This is a genomic window from Bacillus alveayuensis, assembly GCA_030812955.1.
GTDB lineage: Bacteria > Bacillota > Bacilli > Bacillales > Aeribacillaceae > Bacillus_CB > Bacillus_CB alveayuensis.
The window spans coordinates 631282-650480 of the sequence record JAUSTR010000001.1; the positions used below are offsets into that span (position 1 = coordinate 631282).

The 19199-nt window shown below is 34.9% G+C and carries 21 protein-coding genes; 17 read left to right on the forward strand and 4 right to left on the reverse strand.

Annotated features, from left to right (window positions below):
* The first annotated feature begins 9 nt into the window (after nucleotides 1-9).
* From panD to J2S06_RS03230, 10 genes are all read left to right on the forward strand, one after another.
* Nucleotides 10-393, forward strand: coding sequence for an aspartate 1-decarboxylase (gene panD, locus J2S06_RS03185; protein ID WP_044749100.1), 384 nt, complete (start codon nucleotides 10-12; stop codon nucleotides 391-393).
* A gap of 194 nt (nucleotides 394-587) precedes the next feature.
* On the forward strand, nucleotides 588-3356 hold the full coding sequence (gene dinG / locus J2S06_RS03190; protein ID WP_419151264.1) for an ATP-dependent DNA helicase DinG: 2769 nt from the start codon (nucleotides 588-590) through the stop codon (nucleotides 3354-3356).
* 30 nt (nucleotides 3357-3386) lie between these two features.
* Entirely contained in the window at nucleotides 3387-4241 is an 855-nt protein-coding gene (locus J2S06_RS03195) for a ComEC/Rec2 family competence protein (RefSeq protein ID WP_419151265.1), read from the forward strand.
* Between the two features lie 311 nt (nucleotides 4242-4552).
* Nucleotides 4553-4723 carry a YpmA family protein gene (locus J2S06_RS03200; protein WP_083979038.1) on the forward strand — a complete coding sequence of 57 codons (171 nt, stop codon included), beginning with the start codon at nucleotides 4553-4555 and terminating at the stop codon, nucleotides 4721-4723.
* 14 nt (nucleotides 4724-4737) lie between these two features.
* Nucleotides 4738-5250, forward strand: a complete 513-nt coding sequence (locus tag J2S06_RS03205) for a cell wall elongation regulator TseB-like domain-containing protein (protein ID WP_419151266.1) — start codon at nucleotides 4738-4740, stop codon at nucleotides 5248-5250.
* Nucleotides 5251-5263: 13 nt separating this feature from the next.
* Nucleotides 5264-6448, forward strand: coding sequence for a pyridoxal phosphate-dependent aminotransferase (locus J2S06_RS03210; RefSeq protein WP_419151267.1), 1185 nt, complete (start codon nucleotides 5264-5266; stop codon nucleotides 6446-6448).
* 147 nt (nucleotides 6449-6595) lie between these two features.
* Nucleotides 6596-7888, forward strand: a complete 1293-nt coding sequence (asnS, locus tag J2S06_RS03215) for an asparagine--tRNA ligase (protein WP_044749105.1) — start codon at nucleotides 6596-6598, stop codon at nucleotides 7886-7888.
* A gap of 168 nt (nucleotides 7889-8056) precedes the next feature.
* On the forward strand, nucleotides 8057-8755 hold the full coding sequence (locus J2S06_RS03220) for a DnaD domain-containing protein (RefSeq protein ID WP_044749106.1): 699 nt from the start codon (nucleotides 8057-8059) through the stop codon (nucleotides 8753-8755).
* A 180-nt stretch (nucleotides 8756-8935) separates the two neighbouring features.
* On the forward strand, nucleotides 8936-9622 hold the full coding sequence (gene nth, locus J2S06_RS03225; RefSeq protein ID WP_044749107.1) for an endonuclease III: 687 nt from the start codon (nucleotides 8936-8938) through the stop codon (nucleotides 9620-9622).
* Nucleotides 9588-10136, forward strand: a complete 549-nt coding sequence (locus J2S06_RS03230; RefSeq protein WP_419151268.1) for a YpoC family protein — start codon at nucleotides 9588-9590, stop codon at nucleotides 10134-10136. Before nth ends, J2S06_RS03230 begins: the two co-directional genes overlap by 35 nt.
* 19 nt (nucleotides 10137-10155) lie before the next feature.
* Here J2S06_RS03230 and J2S06_RS03235 read toward each other — a convergent pair whose 3' ends face one another.
* Together J2S06_RS03235 and recU are read right to left on the reverse strand one after the other, a co-directional pair.
* Nucleotides 10156-12732, reverse strand: a complete 2577-nt coding sequence (locus tag J2S06_RS03235) for a PBP1A family penicillin-binding protein (RefSeq protein ID WP_419151269.1) — start codon at nucleotides 12730-12732, stop codon at nucleotides 10156-10158.
* A 39-nt stretch (nucleotides 12733-12771) separates the two neighbouring features.
* Nucleotides 12772-13371, reverse strand: coding sequence for a Holliday junction resolvase RecU (gene recU / locus J2S06_RS03240; protein WP_044749109.1), 600 nt, complete (start codon nucleotides 13369-13371; stop codon nucleotides 12772-12774).
* Nucleotides 13372-13464: 93 nt separating this feature from the next.
* On the opposite strand from recU, the gene J2S06_RS03245 reads away from it, so the two are divergent.
* The 3 genes from J2S06_RS03245 (at nucleotide 13465) to J2S06_RS03255 (ending at nucleotide 15518) form a co-directional block, all read left to right on the forward strand.
* Nucleotides 13465-14409, forward strand: coding sequence for a DUF2515 family protein (locus J2S06_RS03245; protein WP_419151450.1), 945 nt, complete (start codon nucleotides 13465-13467; stop codon nucleotides 14407-14409).
* A gap of 396 nt (nucleotides 14410-14805) precedes the next feature.
* A complete protein-coding gene (locus J2S06_RS03250) occupies nucleotides 14806-15066 on the forward strand; it encodes a hypothetical protein (protein ID WP_044749110.1) in 261 nt (86 codons plus the stop codon).
* A 71-nt stretch (nucleotides 15067-15137) separates the two neighbouring features.
* Complete coding sequence (locus J2S06_RS03255; protein WP_419151270.1) at nucleotides 15138-15518, forward strand: DUF1798 family protein; 381 nt, start codon at nucleotides 15138-15140, stop codon at nucleotides 15516-15518.
* A gap of 549 nt (nucleotides 15519-16067) precedes the next feature.
* Here the strand turns inward: J2S06_RS03255 and yppF are convergent.
* Nucleotides 16068-16253 carry a YppF family protein gene (yppF, locus tag J2S06_RS03260; RefSeq protein WP_044749111.1) on the reverse strand — a complete coding sequence of 62 codons (186 nt, stop codon included), beginning with the start codon at nucleotides 16251-16253 and terminating at the stop codon, nucleotides 16068-16070.
* A gap of 159 nt (nucleotides 16254-16412) precedes the next feature.
* Between yppF and J2S06_RS03265 the strand changes: the two genes are divergently transcribed.
* Both J2S06_RS03265 and J2S06_RS03270 read left to right on the forward strand, forming a co-directional pair.
* On the forward strand, nucleotides 16413-16736 hold the full coding sequence (locus tag J2S06_RS03265) for a YppG family protein (RefSeq protein ID WP_044749112.1): 324 nt from the start codon (nucleotides 16413-16415) through the stop codon (nucleotides 16734-16736).
* A gap of 20 nt (nucleotides 16737-16756) precedes the next feature.
* Complete coding sequence (locus J2S06_RS03270) at nucleotides 16757-17041, forward strand: phage holin family protein (protein ID WP_235356993.1); 285 nt, start codon at nucleotides 16757-16759, stop codon at nucleotides 17039-17041.
* 31 nt (nucleotides 17042-17072) lie between these two features.
* Here J2S06_RS03270 and J2S06_RS03275 read toward each other — a convergent pair whose 3' ends face one another.
* Complete coding sequence (locus tag J2S06_RS03275; RefSeq protein ID WP_419151271.1) at nucleotides 17073-17309, reverse strand: sporulation protein; 237 nt, start codon at nucleotides 17307-17309, stop codon at nucleotides 17073-17075.
* Nucleotides 17310-17977: 668 nt separating this feature from the next.
* On the opposite strand from J2S06_RS03275, the gene J2S06_RS03280 reads away from it, so the two are divergent.
* Together J2S06_RS03280 and J2S06_RS03285 are read left to right on the forward strand one after the other, a co-directional pair.
* Nucleotides 17978-18337, forward strand: a complete 360-nt coding sequence (locus tag J2S06_RS03280; RefSeq protein WP_419151272.1) for a type II toxin-antitoxin system RelE/ParE family toxin — start codon at nucleotides 17978-17980, stop codon at nucleotides 18335-18337.
* 110 nt (nucleotides 18338-18447) lie between these two features.
* Nucleotides 18448-18738 carry a helix-turn-helix domain-containing protein gene (locus J2S06_RS03285; RefSeq protein WP_419151273.1) on the forward strand — a complete coding sequence of 97 codons (291 nt, stop codon included), beginning with the start codon at nucleotides 18448-18450 and terminating at the stop codon, nucleotides 18736-18738.
* The last annotated feature ends 461 nt before the right edge of the window (nucleotides 18739-19199 follow it).

The following is a 19199-nucleotide window of genomic DNA, read 5'->3' on the forward strand; positions in this document are numbered from 1 at the left end:
GAGCACAATATGTTTCGTACGATGATGAGTGCCAAAATTCATCGCGCCAGAGTAACGGAAGCGAATTTAAATTATGTCGGCAGTATTACCATTGATCAAAATATTTTAGATGCAGTTGGTATATTGCCAAATGAAAAAGTGCAAATTGTAAACAATCATAATGGAGCCCGATTTGAAACATATGTTATTTCTGGTGAAAGAGGCAGTGGGGTTATTTGTTTAAATGGTGCAGCAGCTCGGCTTGTCCAAGAAGGAGATATCGTCATTATTATATCTTATAAACTCGTTTCAGAAGAGAAAATTCATGAGCATAAACCGAAAATTGCCATTATGAACGAGAAAAATGAAATTGTTGAACTCATCGAGCAAGAACAGCCGATGAAAATTGGATAAAGAAAAGTCTTGAAACTAAAAGAACAGTTTGTAGGAAAATAAAGAACAAAAGAAGCTGTGCATGATTCCGTTTAAGAGAGCTTGGCAATAGAATAGGGACTGACCGATAAGTCCTTAAAATGAATCAAGTTCCCCCTATTATGATAGGGGGATATTCTATTTATATCATACAGTCATTTTTTGAGGTGTTCATGATGAATAACAAATTTGTTGTAGTAGATGTCGAAACAACTGGCAACAGACCGAAAAATGGGGATCGCATCATTCAACTAGCAATCATCGTCATTCAAGGTACAAAGATCGTTGAGCAATTTTCAAGTTTTGTAAATCCTCAAAAAGAAATACCTCCATTTATCGAACAATTAACAGGAATTTCAAATGAACTCGTGCAAAATGCCCCAACTTTTGAAGAGTTAGCCGATCATATTTATTTGTTATTAAACGATGGGTATTTTGTCGCTCATAACGTATTTTTTGATTTTCATTTTTTACAGGAGGAGTTTAAACGCCTCCATTATCCAGAGCTTGTCAATCCAATCATTGATACAGTTGAACTCGCTAGAATTGTGTTCCCTCGAGCCAAAGGCTTTAAGCTAAAAGATCTTGCTGAATTTTTACAAATTGAACATCTGAACCCACATCGTGCTGATCATGATGCTTTTGTTACAGCCTTATTATTGCAGCGCATATTCAATAAGTTGAAGTTCATGCCGCATGAAACATTAAAAGCTTTAAATCGCTTAACACCCCATTTCATCAGTGATGTTGAGGAAATCCTTGATGCGTTCATCAATGAGAAAATGCTTAAAATTTCACGAATAGAATATGAGGACATCATCATTCACCGTCAAATTGCTTTTAAAAAAATGGAATGGGAAATACCGTCTCATACCCTGCCATTAGAGGAGGGAAGCTTTGAAACCTTTTATCATACATTTTATAATAACGTTCATGATGCAATGAATCCTCTTTCTTTCCATTATCAAATGCTGGCTAATAAAGTGTTGGAAGCTTATGAAACGAATCAGCATGCATTAATTGAGATAAATAAAGGAATCGAAAAAACGGTTTCGTATTTGCTCCCTGCTATTTTTTTTGCTCTTACACAAAATAAACAAATAACGGTTGCGACATCTTCCCTTTATTTAATGGAACAAATAAAAAATGAAATCGTACCTTTCATGGAAAGAGGAATGAAAAGACGAGTTGCTGTTTCTACACTAAAAGGAAGCCGCAACTACTTATGCTTAAATAAATTTGAAAGAGCCTTGAAAGAAGATGATAAAAATTATGATGTTGTAATAACAAAGGCGCAAATATTAGTGTGGTTATTAGAAACGGAAACGGGTGATGTCGATGAACTAAACTTAAGTTCTGGGGGCATACGTTTTTGGGATAGAATTCATGCAGATGCAAAACACCAACGACATCCGTGGAGGTCATTTTCTTATTATGATCATGCTTTAAATCGAGCGAAACGTTCACATATCGTGTTAACGAATCATGCGATGTTAATGGCCGATACATGTAAAGGACGAAAACAATTCAATGAAAGTCATTATTTGGTTATTGATGAAGCCCACTTATTTGAACGCGCTTGCATCCAAAATACTGGAAGAAAATTGGAATATTCTTCATTAATATATCGTTTACAGCGATTAAATGAGTTCATTAGCAAACTAAAACCAATTGTTCTTAATCATTTCGAAAAACATTCATTACAAAATGAAGAAGCAATGCTAAGAGAGATGATGGAGCAATTAAATGAACTGTTTACCCTTATCCATGATTATGTGAAAAGAAAAAAGAAAAACGAAGATATGAATATTTATCGGTATCGATTACAAGCTGTGAAAGAGAAAGGAAAACGGTGGACGGCAATTATTGAATTAGTCCAAAAATATCAGTTTCTAATCAATGACTTCTTACAATCCATGTATAAACAGCATGATGTATTCGAAAAAATAAAAGAGAAGCAAATATTGAGTGATGATCTAACTGCCGCTTTCAATGATTATTTTTCATATATGGAATATTTCCACGAGCTGCAAAATGATTTTCATTATTTCTTTTTCATTTCACAACACGAAATCGTCACATGGATTGAAATCGAAGCAAAAGGAGCAAAAAATGCAGTAAAAATCTTTTCTCAACCCATTTCCGTTTCTAGTTATTTAGCTGATGAATTTTTTTCCAAAAAGAAAAGTGTTATTTTGATTTCTAATGCTTTAACGGTAGCAGGATCCTTTGATTATTATATGAAACGGCTCGGTTTACAAGATTTTTATCCGATGACCATTCAACTTTTAGGAAGCGCAAGGGACAAAAAAAGGATGAAATTGTTGATTCCAATAGATTTTCCATTTATTCAAGAGGTAGATGAAGATGTTTATACGTCACATGTCGCAACAAGTATTACGCATATTGTGAAACGTATAAATGGGAAAACAGTCGTTTTATTTTCTTCATTCGAGATGTTAAAAAATACGTATGAAAAAATAAAGGATTTAATGGAGCAGGAAGGGATGTTTATATTTGGACAAGGAATCAATGGAAGTAGTCCACAAAAAGTGATCAAAGCGTTTGAACCATTTGAAAAAGGCATATTTTTAAGCACAACAAGTTTTTGGAATTCGATTGATATTCCAATGAAAGAAATTAAGACGATGATTGTTGTCCGCCTTCCTTTTTCTTCTCCAAATGATCCCATTGTTTCAGCGAATTGCGATCAGTTAACTCGAATTGGAAAAAATCCGTTTTATGAATATTCCTTGCCTGAAGCGGTCATACGTCTCAAACAAGGAATACAACAAACGCTTTCTTTTAATGAAAATGTCACAATGTTCGTTTTGGATAAACGATTGACATCTTCTACATATCGCAAGTACTTTCTAAGTTCACTAGAAGTGGAAGCGATGATCGAAAAGCCGTTCTATGATTTACTTCAAATTGCTTTAGATTAGAAGGTGTATTGTGCATGGAGGGAATGTTTTTTGAAAAAATGGTTATTTTTCCTCATCATATGTTTATTAACGGTTTATGGCTATGAAAAGCCTCCGACGAACGTAGAAACGGATATTGAAAAAGTCGATTTAAAGCTTCGTGAAAATGAAATCGGCATAACATTTATCGATTTAACAAGTGGTGAAGCGACATTAATCCAACATGGAAATAGGAAAAATGTCCTGATCAATACTGGTGGACCGAATACGTTCAAACAATTAAAAAAAATATTAGATATGTTTAATGTTCATGAAATCAATACGCTCATTATTACGAAAGATGACGAACAATATATCGCGAATACAAAAAACTTAATAAAACATTATCGTATTCAAAAATTTGCAACAGGCCAACATTTGCTTGCGAAAAGCCAATTGAACAATAAGTTAAAGGTTGCGAAATGGGAAACGTGGAAGACGAATGAAACAATAGAGCTTCTGCCTAGTTTGACCATTCAAGTTGTTCATGATGATTTTCATTCAAATAAACATTTAGGACTTGATTTATTAATGAAATTTCACAAACATAACATTTTGTATATGACATCAGCAGATCAGCAATTAGAAACATTTTTATTACAAAAACCTCTTTCTGATGTTAATATTTTGAAAGTTGCTCATTTTGGAGATAAAAATGGTACTTCAAAGCCATTTGTAGATCATGTAGACCCGCAAGTTGCGATTATTTTTCGTAAAAAAAATGAATGGCCAAGCCAGGATGTCATTGAAAGATTGTACCAAACGTGGATTGATATTTACCCGACAAAACAATTCGGGACGATTGCGATTAAAATGGATGAAACTTTATATGAAGTCATTCCACTTTCGTTTGAAAGCTCATTTTAAACTTACCATTTTTGATTGAATAAGACGCATGATCTTGATGATTAAAGACTAAAGCTATCGTACAAGTTTGCCTATAACAGTTGAAAAGCTATACAACAAGCATTTAGAAAAGAGAGTACGTAAAAAACCTGTGCTAAAACAGCACAGGTTTAAAAAAGGTGTGGACTAGGAGAAATTTTATTTAATCAAAGCTCATAAAGCTGATATAATGGGTACTGATACAACATGTAAAGATTGTTGTATCGTTATTTTCACCGATTACAATCCGAATTATTAGTCACAAATATTGTTTTTCGTAGGAGGAATCGACTATGGAAAGTAAAATTGAAGTTTTATCTACAGTAAAGGTTGAACATTCGGATGATTTGTATAAAATTGTCGATTTATTAAACCGTACATTAAAACGTCAAGATTTAATGTTTGGTTTAGCTCTAGATGAAAATGATAAAAGCAAAGCTATTTTTACGATCTATCGAACATAATTCGGTGATGATCGATGAGTAGAAAAACGATTGTTACACTTATCATAAGTACCATTTTAATCGTCTGTCTGATCACAATTGGATGGATTTACCGCTCGGCTATGGATGATAAAATGATGGGACACACGTGGGCGGAGGAAGTTGCAAAAGAAAATGGTATCAAAAATATAAAGAATATATCGACATATTACAGTGATCACGCTTATTATATTGTAGCAGGGTCCAATGACAAAAGTGAACATGTATATGCTTTTATTCCGAAAGATCGACCTGAAGATATATTAACCATTAAAGAAAAAGATGGCCTTTCGAAAGATGACGTGTTAAAATTAGTATTTTCATTTGATGAGGAAAAAAAACCACAAGAAATCATTTCAATTTCTTTAGGCTATGATGATTCCAAAACTCCGAAATGGGATATACCGGTTTGGGAGGTCCGCTATATTGACCAAAAAAACCGTTATACATATTTCATTGTAAGTTTCACTGATCCACAAGTTTACAAATCATACAGTATCCAACAATAAGGGGGACTAATTCATGAACTTAGCAAAGCGAGTATCTACACTCACACCTTCTACTACTTTAGCGATTACAGCAAAAGCGAAAGAATTAAAAGCACAGGGCTTTGATGTCATCGGTCTTGGGGCAGGTGAACCAGATTTTAATACACCTCGGCATATTATAGATGAAGCTGTAAAAGCGATGAATGAAGGATATACGAAATACACTCCTTCTGGAGGATTGGTAAGTCTTAAAGAAGCGATCATTGAAAAATTCAAGCGGGATCAACAAATAGAGTATAAACCATCTGAAATTATTGTTTGTACAGGAGCCAAGCATGCACTTTACACATTGTTTCAAGTAATTTTAGATGAGGGCGATGAAGTCATTATTCCAACCCCATATTGGGTGAGCTATCCAGAACAAGTTAAGCTTGCTGGTGGAAAGCCTGTGTTCGTCGAAGGCGATGAAGCCAATCATTTTAAAATCACTCCTGAGCAACTAAAAAAGGCGATAACAGCTAAAACAAAAGCCGTGATTATTAACTCGCCTAGTAATCCTACAGGAGTGCTTTATTCAGAAGAAGAATTACTAGCACTTGGTCATGTATGCTTAGAACACGATATTCTCATTGTTTCGGATGAAATTTATGAAAAGCTCATTTATGATGGACATAAGCATGTTTCAATTGCTCAACTTTCTAAAGAATTAAAGGAAAGTACGATCATCATCAATGGAGTGTCCAAATCTCATTCGATGACAGGTTGGAGAATTGGATATGCAGCAGGAAATGAAACCATTATTAAAGCGATGACGAATTTAGCTAGTCATAGTACATCCAATCCAACTTCAATTGCTCAGTATGCTGCAATTGCTGCATACAATGGTCCAGAAGAACCGGTAGAAGAAATGAGAAAAGCTTTTGAAGAACGCTTAAATATTATTTACGAAAAACTTATTCAAATTCCTGGCTTTTATTGTGTAAAACCACAAGGTGCTTTCTATTTATTTCCAAATGTAAAAGAAGCGGCAGAAATGACAGGATATAAAGAGGTAGATGATTTTGTGAAAGCTTTACTGGAAGAGGAAAAAGTAGCTATTGTACCTGGTTCTGGATTTGGTGCACCTAATAACGTACGTCTTTCCTACGCAACATCTCTTGAGCTTTTGGAAGAAGCAATAAAAAGAATTCGCCGTTTTGTTGAAAATCATACGAAATAAATTGTTTGAAAAAGGGTTAACTGAAGCCTTTGCTTTAAGTTAGCCCTTTCATTTTCTAAACGATTTGAATCAAAACTTGGACAATTGTATAATAGAAAAGTGTTGTATACATAGTGATGTAGTTTCGATTTTGGAGGGAATAAATAAGTGAAAACAACAATTTCAGAAGTATATAAATTTGTGGATCAAGAAATAACGATCGGCGCTTGGCTAGCGAATAAACGCTCAAGCGGCAAAATAGCCTTCTTGCAATTGCGGGATGGAACAGGCTTTATTCAAGGAGTCGTCGTCAAATCAGAAGTAGACGAGGAAGTTTTTCAGAAAGCCAAAACCATTACACAAGAAACATCCTTATACGTAACAGGTGTCGTTCGTGAAGATAAACGTTCACCATTTGGTTACGAACTTGGTGTTACGAATATTGAAATTATTCATGAATCTGTAGGCTATCCTATTACACCGAAGGAGCACGGCACCGAATTTTTAATGGACAATCGTCATTTATGGCTTCGTTCCAAAAGACAGCATGCGATTATGAAAATCCGAAATGAACTCATTCGCTCAACGTATGAGTTCTTTAATGAACGAGGCTTTGTAAAAATAGATGCACCTATTTTAACGGGAAGTGCTCCAGAAGGCACAACGGAATTATTTCATACTAAATATTTTGACGAGGATGCCTATTTATCTCAAAGCGGACAGCTTTATATGGAAGCGGCGGCAATGGCATTAGGAAAAGTATTTTCATTCGGTCCGACTTTCCGTGCTGAAAAATCGAAAACACGACGTCACCTTATTGAATTTTGGATGATTGAACCAGAAATGGCTTTTTATGAATTTGAAGATAATTTGAAAATTCAAGAGGAATACGTCACCCATATTGTACAGTCAGTATTAAAAAATTGCCCATTACCATTAAAAACGCTTGAACGTGACACAACGATATTAGAAAAAGTGAAAGCGCCATTTCCACGCATCACTTATGATGAAGCGATTCAATTATTACATGAAAAAGGCTTTGATGATATAAAGTGGGGAGATGATTTTGGGGCGCCGCATGAAACAGCTATCGCGGAATCGTTCGATAAACCTGTGTTTATTACCCATTATCCGACTTCACTAAAACCATTTTATATGCAGCCAGATCCAAATCGCGAAGACGTTGTTTTATGTGCAGATTTAATTGCTCCTGAAGGATACGGGGAAATTATTGGTGGCTCACAGCGTATTCATGATTACGAACTGTTGAAAAAGAGATTAGAGGAGCACAATTTAGATTTCGATGCGTATAAATGGTATTTAGAACTGCGCCAATACGGATCAGTTCCTCATTCAGGTTTTGGCCTTGGCTTGGAACGTACTGTGGCATGGATTAGCGGTGTTGAACATGTTCGTGAAACGATTCCATTCCCACGTTTGTTAAATCGTTTATATCCATAATTAAACTAAAAACCTCCAAATATTGGGGGTTTTAATTTGTAACAAAGCCAAAATGAAAGGTATTGGTCCACTGAATGAAAGCTTTTATGGGCAGTCTTGGTTTCGTTTGATTTTTAAGTTATAACATTTTATCAATGGACATGATATACTTACTTTGAGGTGTCTTGGATGAAAAAAGAGGAGTTTGTAGCCTATCAAGAGCAAGGTGTATTATCCATTCCGATTGTGCTCTTACGAAATTATCATAAATTAGGCTTAACAGAACAAGAGTTTACCCTTATTTTATTAGTTCATTCTTATATGCAAAATGGAAATTATTTCCCGACACCAATGGAGCTCTCGGAACATATGTCTATTTCTTCCTCTACATGTGCTAATTTGTTGCGTCATTTGATTCAACGAGGTTTTCTTTACATTGAGGAATTTGAACAAAATTCTATTATGTATGAAAAGTACTCATTAGCGCCATTATGGGAAAAGCTATATCAATTGCTGCAAACATCAAAAAAACAAGAGGACTCAAAAGTGGACGAGAAAAATTTGTACACAATATTTGAGCAAGAGTTTGGTCGTCCATTATCTCCATTTGAATGTGAAACATTATCGATTTGGCTTGATCAAGACCATCATGATCCAGATATTATTATGGCAGCATTACGTGAAGCAGTGTTATCAGGAAAGTTGAATTTCCGCTATATTGATCGTATTTTATTTGAATGGAAGAAAAACGGGATTCAAACAATTGATCAAGCGCGCAAACATGCTAAGCGTTTTCGCAGCTCCCAAAAAAGAACAAATGTTGAAAAAACGAATAAAGAATACAAGCGAATTGTTCCTTTTTATAATTGGCTAGATGGAGAGTCATAACTCTCCATTTCGTTTGTTTAAAGAGATGGTCATAGCGAACAAAGCCCTTGACATTTGTGCGACTATCGACATTTGTTCGGTTCACGTCATCGCAAGTGTATCGCTTGCCTGACAGTTGAAAAGCTATAAAAGAAAGCAACAATCTTCTAGAAAAGAGCTTTTTGGGAAGAGGTGAGGGTAATGTTAACGAAAAAGCAAATTCGCGAATGTTTAGATACGATCGCTGAAATGTTTCCAAATGCTCATTGTGAGCTCGTTCATCGCAATCCATTTGAGTTATTAATTGCTGTCGTTTTATCCGCCCAATGCACCGATGCATTAGTCAATAAAGTGACGAAGCGTTTATTTGAAAAATATAAAAAGCCTGAAGACTATTTAGCTGTTTCCCTTGAAGAATTGCAGCAAGATATACGTTCCATTGGTTTATACCGTAATAAAGCAAAAAATATTCAGAAATTATGCCAAATGTTAATCGATGAATTTAATGGAAAGGTTCCAGATGAACGAGAGCAATTAATGAAACTCCCAGGTGTAGGAAGAAAAACTGCCAATGTCGTTATATCGGTCGCTTTCGGTAAACCTGCTATTGCGGTTGATACTCATGTTGAACGTGTCAGTAAACGTCTTGGAATATGTCGATATAAAGATTCTGTATTAGAAGTTGAAAAAACGTTAATGCAAAAAATTCCGAAAGAGGAATGGGGAATTACTCATCATCGCTTAATTTTCTTCGGTCGATATCATTGTAAATCACAGTCACCAAAATGTGAGCATTGTCCACTCCTTCATTTATGCCGAGAAGGAAAGAAACGAATGAAAGGAAAGGTGGCAAATGGGAAAAAAGATCAGCGTGAAGCTTCCAAATGATTTCCGTAATTCTCTTTTTTTTGAAGGATTATCAGAAATTACTGTTACAATACATGATGATTTGGAAGAAAATTTAGCACAATCACCATTTATTTATGATCTTTGCGATCGAAACGAAATCAAGCTTCCTATGAAGCCGTGGAACAATTGGAAAACGTCCATTCCTTATTTATTAAAATATTGGAAAAAACTTGATCAAAGTATTCAAGAGTCGTTTCAAAACCGTAAAGGGAAAGCTGATCGACATAAGATGTTGCAAAGCCTTTCTTTCTATATGTTATTTATTCATTGGTTAAACAACCAACCCGTGCAAACATTAAGTTTTCAACCGCTTTCACAATTCAATTATAAACCGGTAAATGTAGAAGAAAGACTAAAATTTATCATGAAAAAGCCTGAACAATACCACTCCTTTATTCAATTGCAACAGTTATTTCATGAAACGGAAAAACTGTTCCATAAACGAAAAGCACTTGACAAGCTAAAAAAAATAGCGATGACCAATGATTGGTGATCGCTATTTTTATGAAACATTATTCACTTTGTTGCGGTGCTTGTTGCTGCGTTTCTATATTGGAGGTATTGGATTCGTTTTCTATAGGACTATCTGGTTTATTTTTATTGTTTTCGCTATTATTATTTCCTGATTCATCCTGTTTTTTCTCTTTTTCCTTTGTATTACTATTTTGGCTTTCATTTTGTGTTTGATCATTGTTTTCTGGAGGTAATAGCTCCTTTAATTCCTTCTCAATTTCTTCATCAATATGTTCTTCCATAATCGGGATTTCAATCAAAGCAGCAGCAGGATCACTTCGATTTCCTTCCCTAATGGCTATGATTTGGAATTTATAAACATTTCCTGGCTCTACATTTGAAACGGTATAAACCATTTCTTTCGTTGTTGTTGCTACTTTGTAGTTATTATCGTTTATTGCTAATCGAACTTCAAAAGAGACATCATCTAGGAATTCCTCACCATATAGCCATTTTACTGTAACAGCTTGGGCTCTCTCATCATAACTAACCTGCAGATCGGAAGGTTTATCTACTTGTTGATATTTATTTGATACTTTCGTCGGTTCTTTTCCTTTTACGAAATATTCATACGTAATCATATCTTTCGGTGTAAATTCACTAGCGAGCTTTGCTGGATTTGTTCCTTTTTCGATGGCAAGCTTTACAACACTGTTCGGTTGTTTAAAATCTGAACGATCTCCTTTTGAGACGTGTTTAATGACTTCTCGGAAAATGTCTTTAGCTAAACGTTGGTCGATTCGATCTAGGTGCATTTTTTCATCATTTTTCTCAAAACCGGTCCATACAGCAGCCGTATATTTTGGGGTATAACCGACAAACCAGCTATCTTTTGCTCCACCTTTCGGCACGTTATATTTTTGTTTTTCCTCAGGAGTAAAGTTAGTTGTACCTGTTTTACCAGCTATATGAAGTCCAGCTACATTTGCCCGCGTACCAGTGCCATATTGAACGACTGATTTCATCATATCTGTAATCATAAACGCTGTATAGTCACTCATGGCTTCTACCGGCTCTGGGGATAATTCAATAACGGTACCATCTGCTAATTCTACTTTTTTAACAGCGTGTGGTTTAATATATATTCCATTATTTCCAAAAGCACTGAATGCACCAGCCATTTGAAGCGGAGAAACACCTTCTTTAAATCCGCCGATCGCATAGGCTTCACTAATTTCATCAAGTTTTATACCTAATCCTTCGGCAAACTCCTTTGCGCGATCAAGGCCAACTTCTTGCAATGCTTTTAATGCTGGAATGTTTCTTGAGTCCGCCAATGCTTGACGAATGGACATCCAACCTTTGTATCGGTTGTCGTAGTTATTAATAGGTGTTCCATTAGAATAGGTATATGGAGCATCTTCGATTTGATGATATGTTGACCATTTTAAATATTCAATGGCTGGACCATAGTCTAATATAGGTTTTATCGTCGAACCTGGTTGACGCTTAGTATCAACGGCATAGTTAAATCCTCCAATTGGCTGATTTCGGCCGCCGCCAATAGCACGAATTTCTCCTGTTTCTGTATCTAATAGCGCGACTCCTGCTTGAAGATGCTCATTTCGGAAATTTAGTTGATCACCATTTAATAAATTTTCGATATAGCTTTGTGCATCAGGATCTAACGTTGAGTATATTTTTAACCCTGCAGCACTAGGGTCAATATCAAGATGTTCGCGTATTTCTTCAATGACTTGTTCAATAAAGGCATAATATTGATTAGATTTTTCTGTCGGATTTACTAATGATGCAGTAACCGATTTTTGCTTCGCTTGATCAGCTTCTTCTTTTGATATAAATCCATGCTTTTCCATAAGCATTAACACAACATTGCGGCGTTTTTCGGCTGCTTCTGGATTTTCTCTTGGGTTATAACCATGCGGATTTTTCACCATTCCGGCTAGCATGGCCACTTCGTCTAATGATAATTCGTCTAATGTTTTGCCATAAAAGGCTTCCGCAGCGCGAGCAACCCCGTAATAGTTGCCTGGATAGTAAACACGATTTAAATACATTTCCAAAATCTGGTCTTTGGAATACTTTTGTTCGACTTGCAAAGCAAGCCATGCTTCTTGAACTTTACGTTGAATTGTTTTTTCAGGTGATAAAAAAGAAAGTTTTACAAGCTGCTGAGTAATGGTGCTTGCTCCTTCAGCTCCAAATCCTTCTTGAATGTTTGCAATCACTGCACCACCAAAACGGATGAGATCTATTCCGTTATGCTCGTAAAAGCGTACGTCTTCTGTTGCTATAAAGGCGTTTTTGACTTGGTCTGGAATATCGTCTATTTTAACATACGTTGTTTTTTCCGTTCCGATTTCATATATTTGATTACCGTACATATCATAAACTTTTGATGAAAGTTGGCCTTTTAATTGGTTTTCGTTGAGTGGAGGTGCACCTGCAATATAGTAGGCTAAAGTAGCAGCACCTGCAATCATGCCAACAATGCCAATGAACAAAAAGGCAATCAAAATCTTTTTCAAAAAACTACTTTTCTTTTTTTGTTTCTTTTTCTGTTTTTTTTGCTGTAATCTTCTTCGTTCTTCCCTTGATTTATATTGCTCACTCATGTCATTCCAACCTTTCATTAATATGAAAAGGAATCGAACTTAAAAATATAGATGTTCTATTACCTTAATATAATCAATTCTCGGCTGGTAGCCAAGAGGAATTTTATATCCATATGTTTCGATTTCCGCTTTTGAAATTGATTTTCTTCCGCCATTTTGTTTTCTAGCCCAAAAGTGCAGCAATTTTTCAGCTTCCAGAAAGTATATTTCATTAGCATTTGCAAAACGTATAATTAGAAAGCAAATGCCATTTTGTTTTAAGACGGCTTCCATATGTTTGACTTGATGTTCATGAATATTTTGCAATGGAAAAGAAGTAGTGCTCCGCGTTTCTTTTGCTTCAAAATCAATATATTTACCATTATATACTCCATTATAATCTGTAGTTGACGCTTGTTTAAAATAAGCTTCCTTTATGACAGCAGCACTTCGCTTTGGGTAGTCGACAGATACGATTTGTACTGGAGTCGGTTTTTTATGAATGACAGCAATACCTTTGTCTCGATAATATTGATTCGTTTCATTAAGGTCTTCTTCTAGGGTCATACCACGATTACTATATTGTACTTGCTTTGGTCTATTCCAAGTATGCTCAACTTTTGGTTTATAAACTTTTCCGTTTGGATATTTAAAATTCAACCATATTCCCTCCTTTACAGAAGAACCAATTATATCATAACAGAAATTTCGTAGAAGTATGACATGTTTATAGGTTGGGAGGTTTTTTCATTGATGAAAAACAAAATCATCGAACAAATTGAAAAAAGGACGAAAAAAGGGAATATCGATAATATTTCGCGTACAGAAAGTTATGCGAATTTTTATGAAAGACATAAAGAAATTAAATGGGCTTTTTTAGCAAGTATGGTGTCAAGAAATGCAGGGTGGTGTATGACTGACTTAGCTGGTCCTTGGTATCAAAAAGCCATATCAGCCGAAATGAGGCAATGGCTTTTTTTAACTTATGAAAAGGCTAATTGGCTCATTTTTTCTGATGCCTATCCCCAATTATTGATGTATGAATATTCAAAGAAATATAATCAATCGTTTTTTCCTTTATTACATTATTTCAATGTCTCATCCTTTATGATTCAAGAATGGGAACGGTATTTGGCAGAAAAAAATGACGATAGGCTTTTATGCGCTCTCATTATAAATGAGCAGCATATCATTCAAAAGCCAGTCATTGAGCAGAAAGATTTTGTAAAAAACGTTTTCCATAGTTTTTTATATATGTTCCAAGATTTTTTTCATTTTAGCACCGTTATTTTTCCAACATTAGATGGTAAATTATACGGTTGTTCTATTTATCATTTTAGAAATGTAACGAAAAGGATCCATTTTGGGAGATGTTTAGCCGCACTTTTATTTCATCCCCTTTATTATGAAAAATTTCGATTGTTTTCAACATTTGTTCCGCATACAGGCTCGAGATTTGATTATGAAAAATTTTTACATACATGCTTGGAGAGAGAAACTCCTTTTTTGCGGTCGACATATCCGATCGTGACGCATGATATGGACGATCCAAAAGTAGAATGGTTTCATGGTCAGCCGTTGAAAAAATTTTTTCGTTCTTTTCAAATTCCGAAAAAAATCGAAGTGACGGAATGGTATTTAAAAAAGCAAAAACAACTGCGTCTATGGTGTATGCTTCAAGAGTATTTAAAACAATAATAAGAAGCTTGTCAACGTCTTCGACAAGCTTGTTGTTTTACGAATTGATTTAGGTTGATGGGCGATTTGACCCTTCTAGCTTTTTGTTTCCATATCCTCTCATTTTCTCTTCTTTATGTTTATTTACTTTTTGTGATTGGCTTTTTTTCATAACATGTTCACCTCCTAACTATATGATTTGATAAATGATATTTTTCCATTCGAACCATTGCTTGATAAATTTATGGCACGTTGGCAGAAATGAAGTGAAATGGACATCATGGCCCAGTTTACGTACAAAGTGAAAGGTTATCTTTCAAAAAAAGGCTTTCTTTGCCGAAATAAGACTAGTTTTGTCATGTGTGAAGGAATTGCCAAAAGGTACAAGAATACTAAACAAAAAGGAGGTTATGTATAATGAATTCGTTGATTACGAAAAAAGAGGCGATCAAAAAGCTTGAGGAGCTTGAAAAAAAGCTTGAAGAATTAGAACACTTAATATATCAAAAGGGAAGTGCAAAAATGGAGCAGCAATATGAAGTGATCATAGACCGCATTGAGAAATATGAGGAAACAATGAGCGAAATGAAGGTCTGTGTAAAAGAAGTTCCATTAAAACCGCCAGCTAAAAAGGATATGACATCTTCCAAAAAAGTATCTTTTCATCCAAGCTACTAAAAAATCCATTCCTTTTTATGATTTTTCATCTGCATGTTCCTGTGGTATGATACATGTCGAGGTGACAAGAATTGAAGTACAAGCAGCTTTTAGCAATGACTTCTCAATTGCTAAAAATAGTATGTGAAAGTGACAAAAGATTTGCGGAAACAAAAAAATTGAACAAGGTATATGACTTTTACCATGAAATAAAGCCGTTTTGTGATAAATTACATCACGATATCATTGTGTGGGAAAAGAACGTTTTGAAGTGGATAGAGGAAAAAAATCCAAAATATATTTTCCCAATGCAAATAAAAAACACCGCTCATCACATTGAACAATTGGCCATTCAATCCTTTTATAGTGAAACGAGTGTAAAAAGGTTTAAAGATATAAAAGAGTCTGCCGAATATGTATTAAAAAGTGTACTTCAAGCGCTTGAAAAACAAAATGAATATTTGGGAAAATAGAGAAATGAAGAACTTAAAAAAGCCCGCATTTGATTGTGAAACGGGCCTTCCGATATGATTTCTATTGAGAGTCATCATCGATTTGAATGGATATAGTTTTTTTTCCATTGCTGCTAGAGGTATCAATTGAAAATTCAACATCTTTTGTATGTTTGCCTTGTACAGGGATACCATGATTTGGCACTTTGGATTTGTGTCCTTTCTTTTTGTGTTGAAAGCTTTTTCCTCGACCTATTGTACTCCTCCTTGTTTATGAAAAAACTTTTGGACAAAATGATCCTTTCTATTTTTTGCATTTCACAGCAAATTTATGATAAAAAAAGGCTGTTTTCGTAAACTTTATTGCTTTTCGACTGTCCATGAACAGAACAAAGCACGTGATCGGACAAAATACATTTGTTCGACCATCGACTTTTGTTCGGTTCACGTCACGCTACACGCGTGATATAGCAAGCGTATCGCTTGCCTGACAGTCGAAAAGCTATATTAAAACAACATTCATTGCGAAAAGAGCCTAAAAAAAGAGCAGAGAGGGTTCTCTCTGCTCATTTATACCGCTTCTTCTGGGTTTCGGGCACCTTCTGTTTCAAGTAATTTCACCAATTGGCGATATTCCGAAATCGTTACTTCATTTGATAGGTATAATTTTTTTACATAGTTTAGCAATTCATGCACAGATGTCGCCTCATATTGTTTTTCCGTTTTAAATTTCTCCTTTAATGATAAGAAATTCATAAAACATCCCCCTTTATCCTTTTAATATAATGTTAACATGTTCTTTTAATATCTCAACTTGTCTTAAAAATTGAAGCTTCCGACAAAATTTGACATATCACCGATTTTATTCGCGTGCATATTTTATAAATAGTCGAGATTCATTTGGAGGGATTGATCATGTTGTATCCAAACATACATCACTTCATAAGACAGTATCCGCATTTTAGCCCGATGCAATCTTATCATCAAAGTCCATTTTTAAATCCTTATTCATCACAGCCTTTTCCACCGATTCACCATCCTTATCCAAGTCCATATCCAAAACCGTTTCCTTATATGAAACCACAGCCATCGGGCATTCAATATTTGATGAATTCATTTAAAAATAAAGATGGAAATCTAGACTTGAATAAAATGTTTGATACAGCTGGACAAGTGATGAATACGATGAATCAAATGGGCTCTCTATTTAAAGGTATGACACAAATGTTTAAAGCATAACTGGGAATGGAGGAGAAAGGGTGTTTAATGAGCTTTTTAATCAAGTTGTGGTCCATCCTCAACTCGTCATCGTAGTTCCAGCATTAATGATTCTTGGGTATGCATTAAAACGGACACCATTTATTCAAAATTGGATGATTGTGTGGATTATCATTTTTGCAGGAATTTTAGCGAGTGTTGTCACGATCGGCTTTTCTGTAAATGGAATAGCCAATGGCATAATAGCGGGTGGAGCAGCGATCACTTCTTATCAAATGTATAAACAAACAATGGAAGCAACGAAAAAAAATGGCTCTTCCGATTAGGAAGAGTATTTTTGATTTTACTCATTGAGCTTTACAACAATTCATATAATTCATTTAATTGATAAACACGTTTATAATCACTAGATTTCATCGCATGTTCAATTTCGTACGATAACATATGTTCTAAATAACTCGTTTCAGATTGTGATAATGTGTAAATGAATTGTTTTTCTCCTCCCAATTGATATTTATGCAACTTTCGATAAATGCTTGAAGCAAGATCATCACGCTCACGTTGACGTGAAAGAATTAGATTGGAGATATACATCTTCTCATGTACCTAAAGTGTTTGTAAACGAGACAAAAGCACATCTAGGTAAGGCGGTAGAAATTGAATCTTATTGGAAACGTTATACGGTTGCACTGTACAAGCATAATCAGAAGTTCATTTTGTTTAGAAATTAATGAATATCGTTGACCAGGATGGTTTAAAACATATATTAGATACAGAGTCTTTTCCGTGAGCACCAAAAATCTGTTTGCGAAGGATGCAGATTTTTTAATGCAGGATAAGGGAGTGTGCACACTCAGAGAGTTGAGCCTGCGGTATTAAATTTGGCTTATAGAGAGTTAAAAAGCTGAAGGGCGACTCATAGTCATAGAGAATAGTCCTATCGAAATAGTGCTTCTGCATATGATTATGGCAAACCAGGTGATAAAGCTAAATTGAAAGGTTTATCCGTTTATACAACCTTCATCACAAATTTGCACAAAAAAGATGAGTTTTGTGGTTTCCAATTAGAAAAACTTTTATATGATACTGCCCATTTTTTAGAGAATTTCTCTCTATAAAAATCAATGGGATATAAAAGTATCAGCTCCTTCATTAATGTTTGACGAGTGATAACATTCGTGTTATCATGATTTTAATCGATAACATGAATGTTATCACTTTGAATAGGAAATGAATAATATGTAGAGGGGGAACCGCGACAAATGAAGTTAGAATTCTTTACCGATGGTCGCGGACGTCAACCTGTTTACGATTGGATTCTTGAAGTACAAAAGCACGATAAGGAAACTTACAGGAAAACAATTATTATGATGAACTACTTAGAAGAAAACGGTCAACTTATTCATGCTGGTGTCGTCTCACATAAAGATATTAAGAAATTAACGGGGACAGATGGCATTTGGCAACTTAGAATTAATGACCATAGGGTGTTATTCTTCTATTTTGAAGGCGACACAATTGTTTTCACTAACGTATTCCCAAAAAAGCAAAACAAAACTCCACGTGTTGAAATTAAGCGTGCAGAACAACGAAAAGAAGAATATATCAATCGTACACAATGACGTCTGCGACCGATAAATCGGTCGTAAGAGTAATGCGGGACCTCTAGAGATTCTAATAAATATAATTCTTATGTTGAATGCAAATTTGCCAAGAAGGAGGGAAAGTTTAAATGAAATCTTTTGACGATCTCCGTAAAGAGTTAATACAACATGATCCGGAAGAGTACTTTCTATTGGATATCGTAGGTAAATTAATGGCTGCACGTGATCGGAAAAAGTTGTCTCAACGTGATCTTTCAAGAATGACAGGAGTGGCCCAAAAAACAATATCTAGGATTGAAAACGGAAAAGATGTACCAGAATTATCAACTCTTCTTAAGCTTGCGCGTGCTTTAGATTTAGAAATAAAAATTGTTGATAAGAATGTAAAAGACGAACATTCAGCTACAATTATGGTATAAAGATTAATGTTTTAGCACGTTAATTAAATTAAGTAAATTATAAAAGTGTAAATTTTAGATAAGTCCTCTATAGAAAAATACACCATCATATAAAGATATTTAAAATTTATATAAGAAACGATAAGAACAAATGTTCTATTCGTTTTTCTATACGTTTTATATAAGCATACTTGTCTCCCTTTATTGCGTATAGAACTGCCTTAAAGGTGGTTTTCTCATATAACAGATAATTTTTTAAATCTAAATAAAGTTCATTCTAGATAACAGGAAACGCGTATCTTGATTATGTAAAAACAGCTGATCTTTACGATCAGCTGTTTTCCATTTCCGTTTATGCGGTTCTGTTAAAGAATGATGTTGATTTTCTAGTGAGGGTCTGTGATAAGGTCATTTGTCGCCGTACAAACTTAACATCAATGATGAATAAAGAGCATTTGAATTACTCTATTAACGAGCACATG